Raw genomic sequence first — 19,654 nt, 5'->3', positions numbered from 1 at the left:
CGGGCCGTCGTGGGCCGTCGTGTCACGGCCGCAAAAGATCAGCCATATGGTATGCGCCGGAACCGGCCGGGGGAGGGGTGCGGCGGCGCCCCCGGTACGTGCTCAGCCGACCGGGCCCGGGCTCTTCGCCGCGTCCGTCCCGGCGGGCGCCGCCGACGCCGCGCGCGGGGCGGTCCGCAGCACGCCCGCGCCCAGCACCAGGCCGAAGGAGAGCGCGGTGACCAGTCCGAAGGAGAAGACCAGCGAGGTGGCGTCGGCGATGCCGCCGATCGCGGAGGGGGCGATCAGCCCGGAGGTGTACGTGATCGTGGCGACGCCCGCGATGGCCTGGCTCGGGTTCGGGCCGCTGCGCGCGGCGGCGGCGAAGGCGAGCGGGACGACGACCGCGACCCCGAGGCCGATCAGTCCGAAGCCGGCCGTCGCGGCGACGGCGTTCGGGGCGAGGACGACCAGGATCCCGCCGAGGGTGGCGGCCGCGCCGCCGACCCGTACCGTACGGACCGCGCCGAAGCGGTCCACGACCCGGTCGCCGGCCAGCCGGGCCAGGGCCATGGTGAGCGCGAAGGCGGTGGTGGAGGCGGCGGCGAGGCCGGCCGAACCGCCCAGCTCGTCGCGGAGGTAGACGGCCGACCAGTCGAGGCTGGCGCCCTCGGCGAAGACCGCGCAGAAGCCGATCGCGCCGATGACCAGCGCGGACTTAGGCGGCAGCGCGAAGCGCGGCGGGGCCTCCTCCTCCTCGGCGGGCGCCGGGTCCAGGACGCCCTGGCAGAGGGCGAGGCCGAGGACGGTGAGGACGAGCGCGGCGGTCAGGTGGTGGAGGCGGGCGTCGCCGCCGAGGTGGGCGGCGACGGTGCCGGCCGCCGACCCGATCAGCGCGCCCACGCTCCACATGCCGTGCAGGCTGGACATGATCGAGCGGCCGAGCCGGTTCTCGGTCTCGACGCCGAGCGCGTTCATCGCCACGTCGGACATGCCCGCCGTGGCGCCGTAGACGAAGAGCGCCCCGCACAGGCCCCAGATGTTCGGGGCCAGCGACGGCAGGGTGAGGGAGAGGGTCCACAGCGCGAGCAGGCCGCGCAGGGCGGTGCGGGCGCCGAAGCGGTGGCTGATCCGGCCGGCCAGCGGCATCGCGAGGGAGGCGCCGAGGGCGGGGAAGGCGAGCGCCAGGCCGAGCTGGCCGGCGCTGACCCCGGCGTGCTCCTGGATCCACGGGATCCGGGTGGCGAAGCTGCCGGTGACGGCGCCGTGGACGCAGAAGACGGCGGCGACGGCGAAGCGGGCCCGCCGGAGCCGTTCGGAGCTGAGGACGGTCTCCGCCGTCATGGGTCCCTCCCGGAGTCGTATGGTGTGCGCAGTAAACTATCAGGAACCCTGCCTGATAAATAGTGGTCCGGAGAGAAGACGGCGGGGAAGCGTCTGAGAGGATCACCGCATGGCCGCATCCCCGAGCACCGCCCGGGCCATCAACGACCGGCTCGCCCTGCGCCTGCTCCAGGACGAGGGTCCGTTGACGGCAGCCCAGCTCAAGACCCTCACCGGGCTCTCCCGGCCCACCGTCGCCGACCTCGTCGAGCGGCTGAGCGGCTCGGGCCTGGTCCATGTCGTCGGCGAGGCCGGCGCCGAGCGCCGGGGCCCCAACGCCAAGCTGTACGGGCTCGTCGCCGACCGCGCCCACCTCGCCGCGCTCGACGTCCGCACCCGCTCGGTCTCCGTCGCCGTCACCGACCTGCTCGGCACCCCGCTCGCCGAGGCGGCCGCCCCCGTCGGCGAGGACGCAGGGACCGGCCCCGCCGTCGAGAAGGCGGTCGCCCTCCTGGAGCGCACCGCGGGGGAGGCGGGCGTCGAGCGGCTGCACACCGTGGCCGTCGGCGCCCCGGGCCTGATCGACCCGGCCACCGGCGAGCTCCGCGACTCCACCGGCCTGCCCGCCTGGCACCGCCGGCTCGTCGGCGTCCTCCAGGAACGGCTCCCCGCCCATGTGCTCGTCGAGAACGAGACCAACCTCGCCGCCGTCGCCGAGCTGCGCGAGGGCGCGGCCCGGGGCCGCGAGGACTTCGTCCTGCTCTGGCTCGGCCAGGGGGTGGGCGCCGCCGTCGTCCTCGGCGGGCGGGTGCGCCGCGGCGCCTCCGGGGGCGCAGGCGAGATCGGCTTCCTGCCGGTGCCCGGCACCTCCGGGCTGCCCTCGTCGACCGGCTGCGACGGCGGCTTCCACGAGCTGGTGAGCACCGTCGCCATCGAGGCCCTGGCCGCCGAGCACGGCCTCGAACCGGCCGGCGCGCTCACCTCCGGGCACACCGCCTTCCTCGACGCCTACGCCCGCCGGCTGGCCGTCGGCGCGGCGGCCGTGGCCTCCGTCCTCGACCCCGGCTGCGTGGTCCTCGCCGGCGAGACCGGCCACCAGGGCGGGCCGGAGCTCGCCGCCCGCGTCGAGGCCGAGCTGGCCCGGCTCTCCCCGCTGCGCACCGAGGTCCGCGCCACCGTCCTCGGCGACGCGGCCGTGCTGCGCGGCGCGCTGCTGCGCGCCCGCGACACCGCGCAGGACGCGCTCTTCCCGTAAGCCGGAGCCCGGAGCCCGGAGCCCGTAAGCCCGTAAGCCCGTAAGCCCGTGAGTCCGGACGAGCCCGTACGCCCGTGAGCCCGAAGGTCCGGGGGACGCGACCGCGCCGCGCCCCGGACAGGGGGGCGCGGCGCGGAGGGGGGCCCGGCGGCGGCCAAGGGCCGTGAGACCGCCGCCGGGGGTCTTGCTGTTCTTCAGGAGGGGATCAACAGGCGCCCAGGTCCTGCCAGACGCCCCACTCGCCGGTCGTGCCGGGCTCCTCGTTCTGGGTCCACCACTTCGCCTTCCACTTGCGGCTCTTGTGGGAGACCTCGTTGCCCGCGTTGTAGACCTGGCCGGCCACGTACGCCGGGGCGGTGCAGCCCGCGGGCGGCGTCGTCGGCGGGGTGGTCGGGGGAGTGGTCGGCGGGGTCGTCGGCTCCGTGGTGGGCGGGGTGGTCGGCGGCGTGGTGCCCGTGCCGGGCTCCACCGTCGTCGTGCCGCGCGCCAGGTCGCCGGCGAGGGCGTACGTGGTGCCGTTGATGTTCACCGTCCAGTTGGAGGGGGTGGACACCGGCAGGTAGTAGTTGAACGAGAGCTCGACCGTCGCGCCCGGGGCGAGGGTCTGCCAGGCCGGGAGCTTCAGGGAGACCCGGTGGAAGTCGCCCTTCAGGCCGCCCACGTTGGAGCCCGTGTGGTCGCTGCTGACGACCTTGGTGCCGAAGCCGGACTGGTCGGAGGCGTTGGCCGGGGCCGAGGTGCCGTAGTCGAACTGGAACTCGGTGCCGCCGGGCAGCGTGGTGTTCGTCCGGTTGGTGATCTTCACCTTGGGGGTGATCGGGTAGTTCGAGTCGCCCAGCTTGAACTCGGTGAAGGCGGTCTCGATGTTCACGGCCTGGGTCGGCAGCGCCTTGTTGGACTTCTTGGCGCCGTACGGGGTGGCGGCCTTGAACTTGTCGTACATCAGCGAGGTGAGCGTGGAGCCCATCTCGTACTGGCCCTTGGCGGCGTTCCAGGAGTAGTCGCCGGCCATCTCCCAGACCATGGTGCCGCCGATGCCGCGGTCGACCACGTAGTCGGCCTTGGCCGCCACGGACTGCTCGTCCTCGGTGGAGAGGAAGACCTTCTTCTCGGCGTTCCACAGCCACGGCGCGACCAGGGTCGAGTCGTACTTGCGGGCGTAGGTGCCGGTCAGGGTCGTGTTCGCCGGGAAGCCGTACTGGGTGACGTAGTCGCCGACGATCCCCTTCTCCAGGTTCTTGGCGTGCCACATCGGGTTGGAGCCGGCGGGCGACTCCTTGCCCGCGGTGTCCTTGTCGTGCCACAGGTTGTCGATGCCGACGGCACCGTCACCGCACTTGGTCAGGCCGGCGCCGGCCGGGCAGGTGGCCGCGGTGGCCTTGCCCCACAGGCCGTCGGTGCCGCCCTGCACGTTCTTGTGGCCGCGGGTGTAGTAGGGCAGGCCGATGTTGATCCGGCCGGCCGGCATGGAGCCGCGGAAGTAGTGGTACGCCCAGTCGGTGTTGAGGTAGCCGATGTTGCCGTACTGGGAGGAGCCGTAGACGTTGGCGGCGGCGAGCTCGCCGTCCTTGCCGTCGTCGAAGAGCGAGGCGTTCGGACCGACGTACTCGTTCCAGGCGCCGTGCAGGTCGTACGACATGATGTTGACGTAGTCCAGGTACTTCTGGACCTGGAAGGTCTCCATCCCGCGCAGCAGGTAGCCGGAGGAGGGGGCGGCGACGGTGAGCAGGTAGTGCCGGCCGTCGGCGGCGCCGGCCGCGTCGAGCTTCTCGCGGAGCGTCTTCATGAGGGCCGCGTAGCCCTGGACCAGGCCCGCGCGGCGCGCGTTGGCGAAGGTCCAGTCGAGCGGGTTGCCCGCGTCCTTCATGGTGGTCGGGTACTCGTAGTCGATGTCGACGCCGTTGAAGCCGTACTTCCGGATGAAGTCGACCGCCGAGGTGGCGAAGGTGTCGATGCCGGCCTGGTTGACCGAGCCGTCGGCGTTGGTGGCCATCGAGTAGAAGCCGCCGGAGTTCACCCGGTCGCCGTTGTCGGCGAAGTAGCCGCCGGTCTCGGCCCAGCCGCCGACCGAGATCAGCGTCTTGACGTCGGGGTGCTGCTTCTTGAACTTGTTCAGCAGGTTGAAGTGGCCCTTGTAGGGGAGGGCCGGGTCCATCTCGGCGCCGGCCACGCCGGGCCAGGTCATGCCGGTGGCGGCGTTGTTCGGGCCGTCCGTGCCGACCGAGAGCTTGTTGTCGCCGCCGATGTGGCCGAAGGCGTAGTTGATGTGGGTGATCTTGTCCCACGGGATGTTGTTGGCGAGGTACGCGGGCTCGCCGTTCTTGCCGGTGCGCCAGCCCGTGAAGTAGCCGATGACGCGGCGCTGGTGGTCGGCGCCCATCTTCTCGCGGCCCGCGGTGTCGTAGACCGAGCAGTAGGGGACGTCGACGCCGGGCGTCTTGTACAGGCCGTCGGGGCGACAGCTCTCGTTGTCGGCGGCGTACGAGACGCCGCCGGCGAGCGAGCTGAGCAGCAGGCCGGCGACGGCGGCACCGGACGCGAGCAGCGACGCTCTCTTGGTCGTGGGGGACAGCACGATCAGGTCCTCCTCGGGGAGGGTGAAGAAACACGCAACGAACAAGGGGGTGGTACGTGTTGGGCCCGTGGCGTGCGCACACCGGCGGGCCGTTCCGCGGAGGTGACACGGACATTAAGAGGACTAGACCAGTGCGTCAATAGGTCTGGACCAACGGGGATTCCCGTGGGATCGTGTGAGTCATCGCACAGGATCCGTGTGCATGCCCGTTGACAGGGCGTGGCACACTGGCCGTGTATCAGCAGCAGCGCACTCCGGGGTCGGTGTAATTCCGAACCGGCGGTATAGTCCGCGACCCGTCCGCAAGCCAGCGGCCGGTTGACCAGGTGAGATTCCTGGACCGACGGTGAAAGTCCGGATGGGAGGCAGTGCGCGGCGGGCGACCCCTGACAGGGGTGTGCCGGCCGTACGTCCGCTGGTCGCCGCGGTCTCCGCCGGCGCACCCGTGGACCTCCGGCCGTTCCGGCACACCCTCTGCGCAGCCGTCGTACCCGCTCTCTGTCGACATCGACAGGCCCCGGAGTCCGTGCCCGAAGAGGCAGGAGGACCCGGTGGCCACGCAAGCCGACATCACCGCCATGCGACGCGCGATCGCGCTCGCCGCCCGCGGTCTCGGCTCCACCAGCCCCAACCCCGTCGTCGGCTGCGTCATCACCGACGCCTCCGGCCACCAGGTCGGCGAGGGCTGGCACCAGCGGGCCGGCGGCCCCCACGCCGAGATCCACGCCCTGCGCGCGGCCGGCGTCCTCGCCCGCGGCGGCACCGCCTACGTCACCCTCGAACCCTGCAACCACACCGGCCGCACCGGTCCCTGCGCCCAGGCCCTGGTCGAGGCCGGCGTCGCCCGCGTCGTCTACGCCGTCGGCGACCCGAACCCGCAGGCCACCGGCGGCGCCGCCACCCTGCGCGCGGCCGGCGTCGACGTCGAGGAGGGCCTCCTGACGGACGAGGCCGAGGCCGGCAACCTCGCCTGGCTCACCTCCGTCCGCACCGGCCGCCCCTTCGTCCGCTGGAAGTACGCCGCCACCCTCGACGGCCGGGTCGCCGCCGCCGACGGCACCTCCCGCTGGATCAGCTCCGCCGAGTCCCGCGCCGACGTCCACCGGCTGCGCGCCGAGGCCGACGCCGTCCTGGTCGGCGGCGGGACGCTCCGCACCGACGACCCGCACCTCGCCGTCCGCGGCATCGAAGGCGCCACCCAGCCGCTGCGGATCGCCCTCGACACCTACGCCGGACTGCTGCCCACCGCCCGGATCCTCGACGACGCCGCACCCACCCTGCTGGTCGTCGCCGAGGACGCCGACACCCGGCACCTGCCCGGCGTCGACCTGCTCCGGCTGCCCCTGCACGACGGCCGCATCGGCGTGCACGAGCTGCTCACCCAGCTGTACGCGCGCGGCATCCGCTCCGTCCTCCTCGAAGGCGGCCCCACCCTCGCGGGCGCCTTCCTCACCGCGGGCGCCGTCGACCAGGTCGTCGGCTACCTCGCCCCGGTCCTCCTCGGCGCGGGCCCGAACGCCCTCGCCGACGCCGGAATCACCACCCTCACCCAGGCGTTGCGGCTCGACATCACCGAGACCACGCCGATCGGACCCGACCTCCGCATCACCGCCACCCCCAAGGGAGCCTGACCGTGTTCACCGGAATCGTCGAAGAACTGGGCGAGGTCGTCGCCGTCGAGCAGCTGGAGGACGCCTCCCGCTTCCGGCTGCGCGGCCCCCTGGTCACGGAAGGCGCCCAGCACGGCGACTCCATCGCCGTCAACGGTGTCTGTCTCACGGTCGTCGAGTTCGGCGACGGCGAGTTCACCGCCGACGTCATGGCCGAGACCCTCAAGCGGTCCAGCCTCGGCGCCCTCGAAGTCGGCTCCCGGGTCAACCTGGAGCGCCCCATGGCCGTCGGCGGCCGCCTCGGCGGCCACATCGTCCAGGGCCACGTGGACGGCACCGGCACCATCCTGGAGCGGACCCCGTCCGAGCACTGGGAACTCGTCAAGGTCGGCCTCCCCGCCCCGCTCGCCCGCTACGTCGTCGAGAAGGGCTCCATCACCGTCGACGGCGTCAGCCTCACCGTGGTCGAGGTCGGCGACGACTGGTTCACCATCAGCCTCATCCCCACCACGCTCGCCCTGACCACGCTCGGCCACAAGCAGAGCGGCGCCCCGGTCAACCTCGAAGTGGACGTCATCGCCAAGTACGTCGAGCGGCTGCTCGGCCCGAACGCACGGGAGAACGTCAAGTGAACTGGCTCAACTCCGAGGCGTTCACCGTCTTCGGCCAGCACATCATCTGGTCGGACATGGTCGGGAACATCTTCGGGCTCGTCGCCCTCACCCTCGGCTGGCGCCGCTCCGTGTGGACCTGGCCCGTCCAGTTCCTCGCCGGCCTCATACTCTTCGGTGCCTTCTTCGGGCACCTCACCGGCAGCGCCGGCAAGCAGGTCGTCGTCATGCTGGTGGCGCTCTACGGCTGGTGGCAGTGGCAGCGCGGCAAGGACGGCGGCGCCGACGGACACATCGCCGTCCGCTTCGCCACCTGGCGCGAGCGCGCCGCCATGGTCGCCGCGGCCGCCGCGGGCACCGTCGCGGTCGCCCTGCTCTTCCAGGCGTACCCCACCCTCTCCTGGGACCCCTGGCCCGACGCGTACATCTTCGTCGGCACCGTGGTCGCCATGTACGCCCAGGCCCGCGGCATGGTCGAGTTCTGGTTCGCCTGGCTGCTCGTCGACCTCGTCGGCGTCCCGCTGAACTTCGCCAACGGCTACGCCTTCTCCGGCTTCGTCTACGTCCTCTACGGCGCGCTCGTCCTGTGGGGCCTGCGCGACTGGTGGCTCCGCACGCGCACCGCCCCCGCTCTGGAAGGAGCCCCCGCATGAACGCCTGGGACCTCGAAGAGAGCCTCGCCCTCGACCCCGTCGAGCAGGCGATCCGCGACATCGCCGCCGGCCGCCCCGTGGTCGTCGTCGACGACGAGGACCGCGAGAACGAGGGCGACCTCGTCATCGCCGCAGAGAAGGCCACCCCCGAGGTCGTCGCCTTCATGATGAGCGAGTGCCGCGGCCTGATCTGCGCCCCCATGGAGCACGACGAACTGGAGCGGCTCCACCTCCCGCAGATGGTCGACCACAACACCGAGTCGATGCGGACGGCCTTCACCGTCTCCGTCGACGCGAGCGCCGAGCACGGCGTCACCACCGGCATCTCCGCCGCCGACCGCGCCACCACCCTCCGGATGCTCGCGAGCGGCCGGCACGACCCCAGCGACTTCGTCCGCCCCGGCCACGTCTTCCCGCTGCGCGCCCGCGAGGGCGGCGTCCTCGCCCGCCCCGGCCACACCGAGGCCGCCGTCGACCTGGCCCGCCTCGCCGGCCTCCGGCCGGCCGGCGCGATCGTCGAGATCGCCGGCGAGGACGGCGTCATGCTCCGCCTCCCCGAGCTGATCCCCTTCGCCCGCAAGCACGGCCTGACGATCATCTCCATCGAGGACCTGATCGCCTACCGCCGCTCCGCCGAACCCACCGTCCGCCGCGAGGCCGAGGTCCGGCTCCCCACCGCCCACGGCGACTTCACCGCCTACGGCTACCGCTCCACCGTCGACGGCGTCGAGCACGTCGCCCTCGTCCACGGCGAGATCGGCGACGGCGCCGACGTCCTCGTCCGCGTCCACTCCGAATGCCTCACCGGCGACGTCTTCCACTCGCTGCGCTGCGACTGCGGCCCCCAGCTCCAGGCATCCCTGGACCGCATCCAGGAAGCCGGCCGCGGCGTCGTCGTCTACCTCCGCGGCCACGAGGGACGCGGCATCGGCCTGCTCTCCAAGCTGCGCGCGTACGAACTCCAGGAGCGCGGCCGCGACACCCTCGACGCCAACCTCGAACTCGGCCTGCCCGCCGACGCCCGCGACTACGCGGCCGGCGCGCAGATCCTCACCGACCTCGGCGTCCGCAGCCTCCGCCTGATGACCAACAACCCCGACAAGATCGACGCCCTCACCCGCCACGGCCTCGCCGTCGAGGGCCGCGAGCCGATGCCCGTCACGGCCGGCGAGCACAACCTCCGCTACCTGCGCACCAAGCGGGACCGGATGGGCCACGACCTGCCCTGGCTGGACGGCTCCCCGACCCCCGCCTGCGGCAACCAGTAACCCCGATCGTCTACGCACCGAGCAAGGAGAACCATGAGCGGCAAGGGCGCACCCGTCCTCAGCGTGAAGAACTGCGGCGACCTGCGGGTCGCGGTCATCGCGGCCCAGTGGCACGAGAAGATCATGGACGGACTGGTGGACGGCGCCCTGCGCGCCCTGTCCGAACTCGGCATCGACGAGCCCACCCTGCTCCGCGTCCCCGGCAGCTTCGAGCTCCCGGTCGTGGCCAAGGTCCTCGCCGGCCGCGGCTACGATGCCATCGTGGCGCTCGGCGTCGTCATCCGCGGCGGAACGCCGCACTTCGAGTACGTGTGCCAGGGCGTCACCCACGGCCTCACCCAGGTCTCGATCGACACCGGCGTACCCGTCGGATTCGGCGTCCTCACCGTCGACAACGAGGAACAGGCGCTCGACCGGGCCGGCCTCGAGGGCTCCTCCGAGGACAAGGGCCACGAGGCGGTCACCGCCGCCGTCGCCACCGCCACCACGCTGCGCACGGTCAGCGAACCCTGGCGCTGATGAGCGGACCCTCACCCCGTACTCTTAGGACCATCATGGCGAACGAAACCCGCAAGAGCTTCGAAGAGCTCTTCGACGAGCTCAAGCTCAAGGCCGAGACCGGCGACCCCGCCACCTCCCGCACCGCGGAACTGGTCGGCAAGGGCGTCCATGCCATCGGCAAGAAGGTCGTCGAGGAGGCCGCAGAGGTCTGGATGGCCGCCGAGTACGAGGGCAAGGAGGCGGCCGCCGAGGAGATCTCGCAGCTGCTGTACCACGTCCAGGTGATGATGGTCGCCCGCGGGATCTCCCTCGACGACGTCTACGCCCACCTCTGAGCACGTCCACCCCCAGCTCCCACCACTCCCCAGGCAAAGGAAGCCCACCCCATGCTGCGCATCGCCGTCCCCAACAAGGGTTCCCTCTCCGGACCTGCGTCGGCCATGCTCCATGAGGCCGGCTACCGCCAGCGCAAGGAGTCCAAAGAGCTGGTGGTCATCGACCCCGACAACGAGGTCGAGTTCTTCTACCTGCGGCCGAAGGACATCGCCCTCTACGTGGCGTCCGGGAAGCTGGACATCGGCATCACCGGCCGTGACCTGCTCCTCGACTCCGGCGCCAGCGCCGAGGAGATCCTGGCGCTGAACTTCGGCCGCTCCACCTTCCGCTACGCCACCCGCCCGGGCACCGCGAACGGCCCGGAGGACTTCGGCGGCATGACGATCGCCACCTCCTACGAGGGCATCGTCGCCAAGCACCTCGCCGACCAGGGCATCGACGCCTCCGTCGTCCACCTCGACGGCGCCGTCGAGACCGCGATCCAGCTGGGCGTAGCCGAGGTCATCGCCGACGTGGTCGAGACCGGCACCAGCCTGCGCAACGCCGGCCTGGAGGTCATCGGCGAGCCGATCCTGCAGTCCGAGGCGATCGTCGTCCGCCGCCACGGCGCCGGGACCGACCAGCCCCAGGTCCAGCAGTTCCTGCGCCGCCTCCAGGGCGTCCTGGTCGCCCGCAGCTACGTGATGATGGACTACGACTGCCGCGCCGAGCACCTGGAGCAGGCCGTCGCCCTCACCCCGGGCCTGGAGTCCCCGACCATCTCCCCGCTGCACAACGAGGGCTGGGTCGCCGTCCGCGCGATGGTCCCCGCCAAGGAGGCGCAGCGGATCATGGACGACCTGTACGAGATCGGCGCCCGCGCGATCCTCACCACCGCGATCCACGCCTGCCGTCTCTGACCCTGCCGCACCACTCCAGGCACCGAGGTACCCCGATGTCCGAGCCGCTCCCGCCCGCCCTCCCGGTCACCTTCCGGCCGGGCCGCACCCGCGCCGTCCTGCTGACCGTGGGGCTCGCCATGTTCGCGGCGATCACCGCCGTGGCGCTGATGCTGGAACGGCTCGGACCGGGGGAGCGGGTCAGCTTCGTCTTCACCGCCGCGCTCTTCCTCGGCGTCCTGGTGATGCTGAGCCGTCCCAAGGTCGTCGCCGACGACGAGGGCGTCACGGTCGTCAACATCACCCGCACCCGGCGCCTCGCCTGGGCGGAGATCCTCCGCGTCAACCTGCGTCCCGGCGACCCGTGGGTCTTCCTGGACCTCAGCGACGGCACCAGCCTGCCCGCCCTCGGCATCCAGCCCGGCATCGCCAAGGAGTCCGCCATCAGGGACGCCCGCGCCCTGCGGGCCCTCGCCGACAGCCGCGGCACCGGCGCTGAGACGGCCTGAACCCCGGTCCGGACGTCAGGGTTCACCCCGGTCCGTCCCCCATCCGGGGCGTCCCCCTGCCACGCGGGGCGTCCGCGTGACTAATCTGGAGGCGGTGGTGCCCGGCGCACCACCGCCTCGCGCGTGCAAGGCCGCCGCCGGCGGCCGGCGAGGCCACCCTTCGACCCGAGGAGTGACTCCCTCCGGCAATGGACGGATCGTCCGGTAGTACCTGCGCCGCCCCCTCGTCCCCCGAGGCGGCGGCATGATCGTCTCCCTGCTGCTCCTCCTGGCAGCCTTCCTCCTGATCCTCGCCAACGGCTTCTTCGTCGCCGCCGAGTTCGGTCTCGTGACCGTCGAGCGCGCGGAGGCCGAGCGGGCCGCGGCCGCCGGCGACCGGCGCGCCCGCACCGTCGTCTCGGCGCTGCGCGAGCTGTCCTTCCAGCTCTCCGGCACCCAGCTCGGCATCACCCTCACCTCGCTCGTCGTCGGCATGCTCGCCGAGCCCGCGCTCGCCGGGCTGCTGAGCGCCCCGCTGGCCGCCGCCGGGCTCCCCGCCGGCGCCGCCTCGGGCGTCGCCGTGGTCGTCGGCATGCTGCTCGCCTCGGCGGTGCAGATGGTCGTCGGCGAACTCGTCCCGAAGAACTGGGCGGTCTCCCGGCCGCTCCAGGTCGCCCGCTTCGTCGCCGCCCCGCAGCGCCGCTTCTCGGCCGTCTTCCGGCCGGTGATCGCCCTGCTCAACCGGGTGGCGAACGGTCTCGTCCGCGCCCTCGGCGTGGAGCCCACCGACGAGCTGGACTCGGTCCGCACCCCCGGCGAGCTGGAATCGCTCGCCCGGCACTCGGCCCGCGCCGGCGCCCTCGAACAGGACACCGCCGACCTCTTCGTACGGACCCTGTCGCTCGCCGGCCTCACCGCCGAGCAGGTCATGACGCCGCGCGTGAAGGTCAGCGCCCTCCAGTGGGACGCCACCGCGGCCGACGTCCTCAACCTCACCCGTGCCACCGGCCTCTCGCGCTTCCCCGTCTACCGGGACCGCATCGACGAGGTCGTCGGCATGGTCCACCTCAAGGACGCGCTCGCCGTCGCCCCCGACGCCCGCCCGCGGACCCCGGTCGGCCGGATCGCCGTCCCGCCGCTCCTCGTCCCCGAGTCGCTGCCCGTCCAGGCCCTCCTGGAGCGGCTGCGCCGCGAGCAGCCGATCGCCGTCGTCGTCGACGAGTACGGCGGCACGGCGGGCGTGGTCACCCTGGAGGACATCGTCGAGGAACTCGTCGGCGAGGTGCGCGACGAGCACGACACCGCCGCCGACGCCCGCCCCGAGCTGGCCGCCGCGCCCGCCGAGGACGGCCGCCCCGCCTGGGAGGCCGACGGCTCCTGCCGGGTCCACACCCTGCGCCGGATAGGCCTCGACGTGCCGGACGGCCCGTACGAGACCGTCGCCGGGCTCGTCGCCGACCTCCTCGGCCGCATCCCCGCCCCCGGCGACCGGGCCGAACTGCCCGGCTGGCGGCTCTCGGTGCGCCGCGTCGACCGGTTCCGTGCCGAACGGGTCCGGATCGTGCGCACCGCCCCGGTGCCCATGGCGGAGGCGGTCCGATGAGCAGCACCCTGCAACTCCTCCTCGCCGTCCTCCTCGTGCTGGCCAACGGCTTCTTCGTCGGCGCCGAGTTCGCGCTCGTCTCCGTCCGCCGCAGCCAGATCGAGCCGCTCGGCGGCGCCCGCGCCGCCCAGGTGCTCTACGGCCTGGAGAACCTGCCGCGGATGATGGCCGCCGCCCAGTTCGGCATCACCGTCTGCTCGCTCACGCTGGGCGCGGTCGCCGAACCGACCGTCGCCCACCTCCTGGAGCCGGCCTTCCACGCGGTAGGCGTCCCCGCCGGACTCATCCACCCGCTCGGCTATGTGATCGCCCTCGCCGCGGTCGTCTTCCTCCACCTCGTCATCGGCGAGATGGTCCCGAAGAACCTCGCGATGGCCGCGCCCGAGCGGACCGCGCTCTGGCTCGCCCCCGCCCTGGTCGGCTTCGCCCGGCTCTGCCGGCCCGTGACGGCCGCCCTGGGCGCCTGCTCGCGGTTGGTGCTGCGGGCCTTCCGGGTCGAGCCCAAGGACGAGATCGAGGCCGTCTTCACCAGCGTCCAGCTCGGCCGCCTCGTCGAGGACGCCGGGCAGGCAGGCCTCCTCGACCCGGCCGAGCAGGAGCGCCTGGAGGACGCCCTGGAGCTGGGCAGCCGCCCGGTCACCGACGTCCTCATCCCGGCCGCCGCGCTGGTCACCGTCCCGCCGTCGGTCACCCCCCGCCAGATCGAGGAGCTGACCGTGCGCACCGGCTACTCGCGCTTCCCGGTCCGCGCCGAGGGCCGGCACCCGGGCGTCTTCCTGGGCTTCGTGCACGTGAAGGACGTCCTGGACCTGGAGGAGCGGGAGCGTGCGGTGCCGCAGCAGCTGTGGCGCCCGATGGCGACGCTCCGCGCCGAGCTGCCGCTCGACGACGCCCTCACCGTGATGCGCCGGGCGGCCACCCACCTCGCGCAGGTGGCCGACTCCTCCGGGCGGGTCCTCGGCCTGGTCGCCCTGGAGGACGTCCTGGAGATGCTGGTGGGCGAGGTCCGCGACCCCGCGCACCGGCTGTCGCCCGCGCCGGCGCCGGCTGCCGGCTAGGTCAGAACGGGGGGTCCTGCTGGGGGCCGCGGTCCGCCGGGCCGCGGCCCGACAGGACCTCCCCGTACGCCTGCATGAGGTCACCGAGCCGCAGCGTCGCCAGGTCGTCGCGGGTGAGGGTGCCCGGGTAGCCGGAGAGCCGCAGGTCCCGGTAGGCGCAGGACTTCTCGTACAGGGTGCGCAGGAAGCGCCCGTTGCCCAGCTCGTCGATCCAGCCCTGCTCGACCACGTGGGCGCTGATCGAGCGCAGTTCCTCCAGCGCCTCCTCGTCCCAGCCGTCGCCGTTGGCCGCGGCCAGCACCTCGCCGATCGCGGTCAGTTCGGCCGGCCGGTAGGAGGGGAAGTCGACCCGGGTGGTGAACCGGGAGGAGAGCCCCGGGTTGGCGGCGAGCAGCCGGTCCATCCCCTCCGGGTAGCCGGCGAGGATGACGACGAGGTGGTCCCGGTTGTCCTCGGCGCGCTTCAGCAGCACCTGGAGGGCCTCGTCGCCGTAGGCGTCGCCCTTGCTGTAGCCGGAGTTGGAGAGCGCGTACGCCTCGTCGACGAAGAGCACCCCGCCGACCGCCGAGTCGATCAGCTCGTTCGCCTTCACCGCCGTCTGGCCGAGGAACTCGCCGACCAGGTCGGCCCGTTGGGCCTCGACCAGATGGTCGCCGCCGAGCAGGCCGAGCGCGTAGAAGACCCGGCCCAGGATCCTGGCCACCGTCGTCTTCCCGGTGCCGGACGGGCCGGAGAAGACGAAGTGCCGCTTCGGCGGCTGCACCGGCAGCCCCTGCCCGGCCCGCAGGCGGGCCATTTCCAGCTGGGCCGAGAGCGCCTTGACCTGCCGTTTCACCGGCTCCATCCCGACCATGCCCTCCAGTTCGGCGAGGGCCTCGGCGAGCAGCGCCGGGTCGGTCGGCCCGGCCGGGAAGCGCGGCGGCCCGGCCGGGGCGGGCACCGGGGAGCTGTGCCGGACGACCTCCGGGGGCGCGGCCGGCACCGGGTCGGGGGAGCGGCGCAGTCCGTCGCCGCCGGGGGGACCCGGTTCCGTCTCGGGCCCGGCGGCGGTGTCCGTGCCGTCCTGGCCGGGACCGCCGACCGTGCCGAGGGCGACCGCGGCGAGGCCGGCCTGCTCGTCCATGCCGTCGAGCCCGTCGAAGCCGTCGTACTCGGCGATGGCGGCGAGCCTGGCGGCGGTGTCCATGAAGGCCGGGTCGACGCGGTGCACCGCGCGGTAGAGGGGGAGCGCGGCGGCGCTGCGGCCGGTGCCCTCGTGGGCGCGGGCCAGCCAGTAGCGCAGTTCCTTGCGCTGCGGCTGCTCGCTGCGGCAGCGCATCAGGGCCGCCGAGAGGAGCGGTTCGGCCTGCCCGTACATCTCCAGCCGGACCCGGGCCATGCCGCCGAAGAGACCGGCCTCGATGCCGAGCAGCGGGTCGTCCACGAGCGGTTCGGTGTGCCGGACCAGCTGCTCCCAGTCCTTGACCAGATAGGCGCGGCAGGCGTGCAGGAAGCGGACCTGCGGGTCGGTGTCGACCGGCGGCAGCTCCGCGAGGGCGCGGTCCAGCTCCGGCACGTGCCGCCCGTCGAGCCAGTGGGAGGCGTGCGCGAGCAGCAGGTCGCGCGGGCTCTCCAGCACGGGCTGCACCCACCAGCCGAGCCAGTACCAGGAGTTGAGGGTGCGGCGGTGCCGGGCGCGCTGCTCCCCGAAGCGCTCGCGGTTGCGGTACATGCGCAGCAGCGCGGCCGTCGTGTCCACCCGGAGCGCGTGCAGCCCCAGCCAGGCGTCCGCCATGCCGGGATCGATCCGGACCGCCGCCCGGAACTCCTCCTCGGCCTGCGGATACGCGCCCATCGTGTAGGCGTCCACTCCGCGCAGCCAGGCGAGCTCGGCGGGGGCCTGCGCGCCCTGCGTGCCGATGTCCATCGGGTCCCCCACAACCGTCGGCGTATGGACGGGATTTGACCGCACCTGCGGGCATCGTACCTGCGCAGGGGTGGTGCGCTTAAGGAGAAGCGCAAGATCCGGGATCGGTGACCCTGGGTGAGCGCGAGGGCCGGAAAGGGGTCCGGAGGGGGCGCGGGAGGGCAGAACGAAGCCCCCGATCACGGGGGAACAACCGGGGGCTTCGTGTCCGCGGCGGCTGTCGAAAAGCCGCACATTCAGAACGTAAGACCTGTACGCCCCCGGGGTCAAGCGCCGTCGAGGCACTTGCGGAAGCGGAATTCCGTCGGCTCAGTCCACCGCCATCAGGCCGTCACGGTGCGTGATGATCTGGTCCGGGCCCGCTGTCACAGCGGGCCCGGGAAGCCAGTCGTACCCCTCGGTCCGCTCCCGTACCAGGGTGTCGGCGAAGGGCCGCGACGGGTCCTCGGCGAAATGGCGAGTCTCCGCCACCACCCAGCCGTCCCAGAACGCGGCCTGTTCCGGTCCGTCCCGGCGGCGCCCCCGCTCCCAGGACGCCCCGGCGGGCCGCTCCATCCACAGCAGCCACGCCAGGTGCGGACGCAGCTCCCGCCGCCCGGCCCCCACGCCCTCCACCAGCACCACCGGCGCCGGCGGCAGCTCGCGGGCGGGGCCGAAGCGCCGCAGGTTCCAGTCGTACGGGTGGTAGCGCGCGGTCGCGCCGCGGGCCAGCGGCTCCAGGACCTGCTCGCGCAGCCGCCCGGTCCAGGAGAAGAGGGCGTCGTGGCTGGCGAGGTCGTCGAGGCGCAGGACGGGGGCGCCGCCGAGTGCGGCGGCGAGCCGGCCTGCGAGGGTGGACTTGCCGGAGCCGGCGTGGCCGTCGACCGCGACGAGCCGGACGGGTCCGAGCGAGGGCGGCAGCCGGCGCAGGGCGCGCGCCGCGCGGTCGAGGTCGTCCATGCGGCCAGCCTAGGTCAGCGGCGCCCGCGCAGGTCAGCGAGGTGGTGCCGTCAGTGGTCCATACCCATGACGGTCGCGGCGACGCGGGCCGAAGTGCTGGCGGCGGCCCGGCGGAGCCGGGATAGTGGGCCCGCGCAGCCCGCCCGATCGCCGTTCCGTCCTCGACTGGGGGTCCTCGCCATGCCCGGATCAGCCTCACGCCGGACCGTCCTCGCCGCAGCGCTCGCGGCCGCCGCGGGCACGGCCGCGGCCGGAGCCGCGCCGGCCTCGGCGTCCGCACCCGGCGGTGCGGAGGAGGGGGCCGGCCTCCCGGCCCCCGGGACCGTCGCCAACCGCTTCTGGTCCACGTACCCCGACTGGCGGGCCGGGGACGCCGAGGGCACCCGGGCCGTCGCCGGGCGCCGCCCGGGACTGGTCCTGGACGCCCCGCTGGGCCGTACCGACTACACCGACCCGCACACCGGCCGCACCGCCGCCTGGGAGTACGCCCGCTGGACCTCGCCCGCGCACACCCCGTCCGTGCCCGCCACCGAGGTGATCGCCTCCTGGAACGCCCACACCCCGGCCGGCACCTGGCTCCAGGTCGAGCTCTCCGGCACGTACGGGGACGGGACCGGCACCCCGTGGTTCGTGATGGGCCGGTGGGCCTCGGGCGACAGCGACATCAAGCGCACCTCGGTCGACGACCAGACGGACGGCCGGAGCACCGTCTGGACGGACACCCTCGCCGTGGACGACCCGGCGAGCGGCCTCCGCCTCACCTCGTACCGCCTCCGGCTCACCCTCTACCGCCGCCCCGGCACCTCCCTCACCCCCACGGTCTGGCGGCTCGGCGCGATGGCCTCGGACGTCCCGGACCGGTTCACGGTCCCCGCCTCCGCGCCCGGCCCCGCCCGTGAGCTGGCCGTCCCGCGCTACTCGCAGAACACCCACGTCGGCCAGTACCCCGAGTACGACAACGGCGGCGAGGCGTGGTGCAGCCCGACCTCCTCGCAGATGATCGTCGAGTACTGGGGCCGCACCCCCTCCGCCGCCGACCTGGCCTGGGTCAACCCCGACTTCGCCGACCCGCAGGTCTGCCACGCGGCCCGGCACACCTACGACCACCAGTACTCCGGCTGCGGCAACTGGCCCTTCAACGCCGCCTACGCGGCCTCCTACCCCGACCTGAACGCCGTGGTGACCCGGCTCCGCTCGCTCACCGACCTGGAGACCCTCGTCCGGGCCGGCATCCCGGTCATCACCTCCCAGTCCTTCCGCAAGGAGGAGCTCACCGGCGCCGGTTACGGCACCTCCGGCCACCTGATGACAGTGATCGGCTTCACCCCCGACGGCGACGTCATCGCCAACGACCCGGCCTCCCCGACCAACGAGGCCGTCCGCCGGGTCTACCGGCGGCGCGAGTGGGAGAACATCTGGCTCCGCACCAAGCGCTACGACGCGAACGGCCGGGTCCGGAGCGGTACGGGCGGGGTCTGCTACGTCTACTGGCCCGTGGAGCCGGGGCCGGCGCAGCGGCTGGTGCTGCGGTCGGCGGGTCTGCTCTGAGGAGACCCGCGGCTTCGGACAGCTTCATGTGGGGAACGCGGATCCGCCGTGTGCGATCGGCACGTCCCACCGTCCGATCTTCACCGTTGCGCCCTTGGGGCCCGGTCAAGTCGCCTACGGACGGGTACAGTTGGCGCGCCGCCGCCGCCCTGCCGAGGAGCTGGGACGGGTGCCGACCGGGTGAACCGCCCACGGTGGGAAGCCGCTGCGCGCTCCCGCACGGCGGCGGCCGATACGCCGAGTTCTGGAACATCGCCATGGCCCCCGCGGCCAGGAAGTGAGCGACATGTCCGTTGAACCGATGAAGCGCGACGGCCGTACCGGCAAGTTCCGCCGCATCGCCGAGCGGCCTTACGCCCGTGCCCGGGTGGTGCTGTTCCCGCACGGCGGCGGCAGCGCCAGCTACTTCCGGTCCTGGGCCGCGGCCGTCCCCTGGGACCTCGACTTCCTCGTGGCCCAGTACCCGGGCCGCGAGGACCGCTACTCCGAGCCGATGCCGGACGACATCCAGACCCTGGCCGCCGTCCTGGCGGACGGGCCGCCGGTCGACGGTCCCGAGCTGCCGACGATGCTGTTCGGACACAGCATGGGCGCCCTCGTCGCCTACGAGGTGGCCCGCGAGATCTCCGCGGCCGGCCACCATCCGCTGCGGCTCGTGGTCTCGGGCCATCCGGCGCCCGAGCTGACGCGGCCGGGCACGGTGCACCTCGGCACCGACGAGGAACTGGTCGAGGAGCTGCGCCGCACCGAGGCGACGCACCGCGAGGTCCTCGACGACACCGACCTCGTCGAGGCGTTCCTGCCCACCATCAGGACCGACTACCGGTTGAGCGAGACCTACCGGCCCCGGCCCGGCGCGCGCCTGATCGCCCCGGTCAGCGTGCTCTACGGCGACCGGGATCCGGAGATCACCCCGCGGGAGGCCGAGGCGTGGAGCGACACCACCGAAGGGCCGTGCGAGGTGCGCGTCTTCGAGGGCGGTCACTTCTACCTGGACCACCACCGCGACCAGGTCGTCGAGCTCCTCACGGCGTACGCCCGCGCGGCCGTCCACGCGTCGGCGGCCCCCTGGCCCTCCGCCCCGTGACCGCCCGCCGACCGCCCGCCACCCATCCGAACGAGA

General features: G+C 73.3%; 17 protein-coding genes and 1 riboswitch. Of the genes, 13 read left to right on the top strand and 4 right to left on the bottom strand.

The window, feature by feature from the left end; genetic code table 11:
• Nucleotides 1–102: 102 nt before the first annotated feature.
• The gene (locus tag ABFY03_RS07280) at nt 103–1,323 is read right to left on the bottom strand and encodes an MFS transporter (protein WP_346169517.1); all 1,221 of its coding nucleotides are present in this window, start codon (nt 1,321–1,323) and stop codon (nt 103–105) included.
• 109 nt (nt 1,324–1,432) lie between these two features.
• Here ABFY03_RS07280 and ABFY03_RS07275 point away from each other — a divergent pair, with 109 nt between their 5' ends.
• Complete coding sequence (locus ABFY03_RS07275) at nt 1,433–2,557, top strand: ROK family transcriptional regulator (RefSeq protein WP_346169516.1); 1,125 nt, start codon at nt 1,433–1,435, stop codon at nt 2,555–2,557.
• Nucleotides 2,558–2,762: 205 nt separating this feature from the next.
• Here the strand turns inward: ABFY03_RS07275 and ABFY03_RS07270 are convergent, their stop codons facing one another.
• Entirely contained in the window at nt 2,763–5,132 is a 2,370-nt protein-coding gene (locus ABFY03_RS07270; RefSeq protein ID WP_319009785.1) for a chitinase C-terminal domain-containing protein, read from the bottom strand.
• Nucleotides 5,133–5,377: 245 nt separating this feature from the next.
• Nucleotides 5,378–5,508, top strand: a riboswitch (FMN riboswitch).
• 175 nt (nt 5,509–5,683) lie between these two features.
• Between ABFY03_RS07270 and ribD the strand changes: the two genes are divergently transcribed.
• The 10 genes from ribD (at nt 5,684) to ABFY03_RS07220 (ending at nt 14,138) form a co-directional block, all read left to right on the top strand.
• The gene (gene ribD / locus ABFY03_RS07265; protein WP_319009784.1) at nt 5,684–6,763 is read left to right on the top strand and encodes a bifunctional diaminohydroxyphosphoribosylaminopyrimidine deaminase/5-amino-6-(5-phosphoribosylamino)uracil reductase RibD; all 1,080 of its coding nucleotides are present in this window, start codon (nt 5,684–5,686) and stop codon (nt 6,761–6,763) included.
• Nucleotides 6,764–6,765: 2 nt separating this feature from the next.
• Nucleotides 6,766–7,374, top strand: coding sequence for a riboflavin synthase (locus ABFY03_RS07260; RefSeq protein ID WP_319009783.1), 609 nt, complete (start codon nt 6,766–6,768; stop codon nt 7,372–7,374).
• Nucleotides 7,371–8,006 carry a nicotinamide mononucleotide transporter family protein gene (locus tag ABFY03_RS07255; RefSeq protein ID WP_319009782.1) on the top strand — a complete coding sequence of 212 codons (636 nt, stop codon included), beginning with the start codon at nt 7,371–7,373 and terminating at the stop codon, nt 8,004–8,006. The genes ABFY03_RS07260 and ABFY03_RS07255 overlap by 4 nt, the downstream gene beginning before the upstream one ends.
• The gene (locus tag ABFY03_RS07250) at nt 8,003–9,274 is read left to right on the top strand and encodes a bifunctional 3,4-dihydroxy-2-butanone-4-phosphate synthase/GTP cyclohydrolase II (protein WP_346169515.1); all 1,272 of its coding nucleotides are present in this window, start codon (nt 8,003–8,005) and stop codon (nt 9,272–9,274) included. Before ABFY03_RS07255 ends, ABFY03_RS07250 begins: the two co-directional genes overlap by 4 nt.
• A 33-nt stretch (nt 9,275–9,307) precedes the next feature.
• Nucleotides 9,308–9,793, top strand: coding sequence for a 6,7-dimethyl-8-ribityllumazine synthase (gene ribH, locus ABFY03_RS07245; RefSeq protein WP_024760819.1), 486 nt, complete (start codon nt 9,308–9,310; stop codon nt 9,791–9,793).
• 35 nt (nt 9,794–9,828) lie between these two features.
• Nucleotides 9,829–10,110 carry a phosphoribosyl-ATP diphosphatase gene (locus ABFY03_RS07240; protein WP_030493648.1) on the top strand — a complete coding sequence of 94 codons (282 nt, stop codon included), beginning with the start codon at nt 9,829–9,831 and terminating at the stop codon, nt 10,108–10,110.
• A 51-nt stretch (nt 10,111–10,161) separates the two neighbouring features.
• A complete protein-coding gene (hisG, locus tag ABFY03_RS07235) occupies nt 10,162–11,010 on the top strand; it encodes an ATP phosphoribosyltransferase (RefSeq protein WP_319009780.1) in 849 nt (282 codons plus the stop codon).
• A 35-nt stretch (nt 11,011–11,045) separates the two neighbouring features.
• Nucleotides 11,046–11,498 carry a PH domain-containing protein gene (locus ABFY03_RS07230; protein ID WP_319009779.1) on the top strand — a complete coding sequence of 151 codons (453 nt, stop codon included), beginning with the start codon at nt 11,046–11,048 and terminating at the stop codon, nt 11,496–11,498.
• A 244-nt stretch (nt 11,499–11,742) separates the two neighbouring features.
• Complete coding sequence (locus tag ABFY03_RS07225; protein WP_319009778.1) at nt 11,743–13,080, top strand: hemolysin family protein; 1,338 nt, start codon at nt 11,743–11,745, stop codon at nt 13,078–13,080.
• Nucleotides 13,077–14,138: a hemolysin family protein gene (locus ABFY03_RS07220; RefSeq protein ID WP_319009777.1), complete on the top strand. Its 1,062-nt coding sequence runs from the start codon at nt 13,077–13,079 to the stop codon at nt 14,136–14,138. The genes ABFY03_RS07225 and ABFY03_RS07220 overlap by 4 nt, the downstream gene beginning before the upstream one ends.
• Before the next feature lies 1 nt (nt 14,139).
• Here the strand turns inward: ABFY03_RS07220 and ABFY03_RS07215 are convergent, their stop codons facing one another.
• Together ABFY03_RS07215 and ABFY03_RS07210 are read right to left on the bottom strand one after the other, a co-directional pair.
• Nucleotides 14,140–16,044: an AAA family ATPase gene (locus ABFY03_RS07215; protein ID WP_346169514.1), complete on the bottom strand. Its 1,905-nt coding sequence runs from the start codon at nt 16,042–16,044 to the stop codon at nt 14,140–14,142.
• Nucleotides 16,045–16,353: 309 nt separating this feature from the next.
• The gene (locus ABFY03_RS07210; RefSeq protein WP_346169513.1) at nt 16,354–16,983 is read right to left on the bottom strand and encodes a uridine kinase family protein; all 630 of its coding nucleotides are present in this window, start codon (nt 16,981–16,983) and stop codon (nt 16,354–16,356) included.
• Nucleotides 16,984–17,163: 180 nt separating this feature from the next.
• On the opposite strand from ABFY03_RS07210, the gene ABFY03_RS07205 reads away from it, so the two are divergent.
• Both ABFY03_RS07205 and ABFY03_RS07200 read left to right on the top strand, forming a co-directional pair.
• Nucleotides 17,164–18,531: a peptidase C39 family protein gene (locus ABFY03_RS07205; protein ID WP_346169512.1), complete on the top strand. Its 1,368-nt coding sequence runs from the start codon at nt 17,164–17,166 to the stop codon at nt 18,529–18,531.
• A 286-nt stretch (nt 18,532–18,817) separates the two neighbouring features.
• On the top strand, nt 18,818–19,618 hold the full coding sequence (locus tag ABFY03_RS07200) for a thioesterase II family protein (protein WP_319009773.1): 801 nt from the start codon (nt 18,818–18,820) through the stop codon (nt 19,616–19,618).
• The last annotated feature ends 36 nt before the right edge of the window (nt 19,619–19,654 follow it).

Origin of the sequence: Streptomyces roseofulvus (assembly GCF_039534915.1) — a bacterium.
GTDB classification, from domain to species: domain Bacteria; phylum Actinomycetota; class Actinomycetes; order Streptomycetales; family Streptomycetaceae; genus Streptomyces; species Streptomyces roseofulvus.
This window is presented reverse-complemented; position numbering and strand designations above follow the sequence as displayed.

Bases quoted from the DNA above. Each gene is read 5' to 3' on its own strand.
- ABFY03_RS07240 (WP_030493648.1), top strand. From the start codon at position 9,829: ATGGCGAACGAAACCCGCAAGAGCTTCGAAGAGCTCTTCGACGAGCTC.
- ABFY03_RS07215 (WP_346169514.1), bottom strand. From the start codon at position 16,044: ATGGACATCGGCACGCAGGGCGCGCAGGCCCCCGCCGAGCTCGCCTGG.
- ribH (WP_024760819.1), top strand. From the start codon at position 9,308: ATGAGCGGCAAGGGCGCACCCGTCCTCAGCGTGAAGAACTGCGGCGAC.
- ABFY03_RS07225 (WP_319009778.1), top strand. From the start codon at position 11,743: ATGATCGTCTCCCTGCTGCTCCTCCTGGCAGCCTTCCTCCTGATCCTC.
- ABFY03_RS07280 (WP_346169517.1), bottom strand. From the start codon at position 1,323: ATGACGGCGGAGACCGTCCTCAGCTCCGAACGGCTCCGGCGGGCCCGC.
- ABFY03_RS07210 (WP_346169513.1), bottom strand. From the start codon at position 16,983: ATGGACGACCTCGACCGCGCGGCGCGCGCCCTGCGCCGGCTGCCGCCC.
- ABFY03_RS07220 (WP_319009777.1), top strand. From the start codon at position 13,077: ATGAGCAGCACCCTGCAACTCCTCCTCGCCGTCCTCCTCGTGCTGGCC.
- ABFY03_RS07275 (WP_346169516.1), top strand. From the start codon at position 1,433: ATGGCCGCATCCCCGAGCACCGCCCGGGCCATCAACGACCGGCTCGCC.
- ABFY03_RS07205 (WP_346169512.1), top strand. From the start codon at position 17,164: ATGCCCGGATCAGCCTCACGCCGGACCGTCCTCGCCGCAGCGCTCGCG.
- ABFY03_RS07250 (WP_346169515.1), top strand. From the start codon at position 8,003: ATGAACGCCTGGGACCTCGAAGAGAGCCTCGCCCTCGACCCCGTCGAG.
- ABFY03_RS07230 (WP_319009779.1), top strand. From the start codon at position 11,046: ATGTCCGAGCCGCTCCCGCCCGCCCTCCCGGTCACCTTCCGGCCGGGC.
- hisG (WP_319009780.1), top strand. From the start codon at position 10,162: ATGCTGCGCATCGCCGTCCCCAACAAGGGTTCCCTCTCCGGACCTGCG.
- ABFY03_RS07200 (WP_319009773.1), top strand. From the start codon at position 18,818: ATGTCCGTTGAACCGATGAAGCGCGACGGCCGTACCGGCAAGTTCCGC.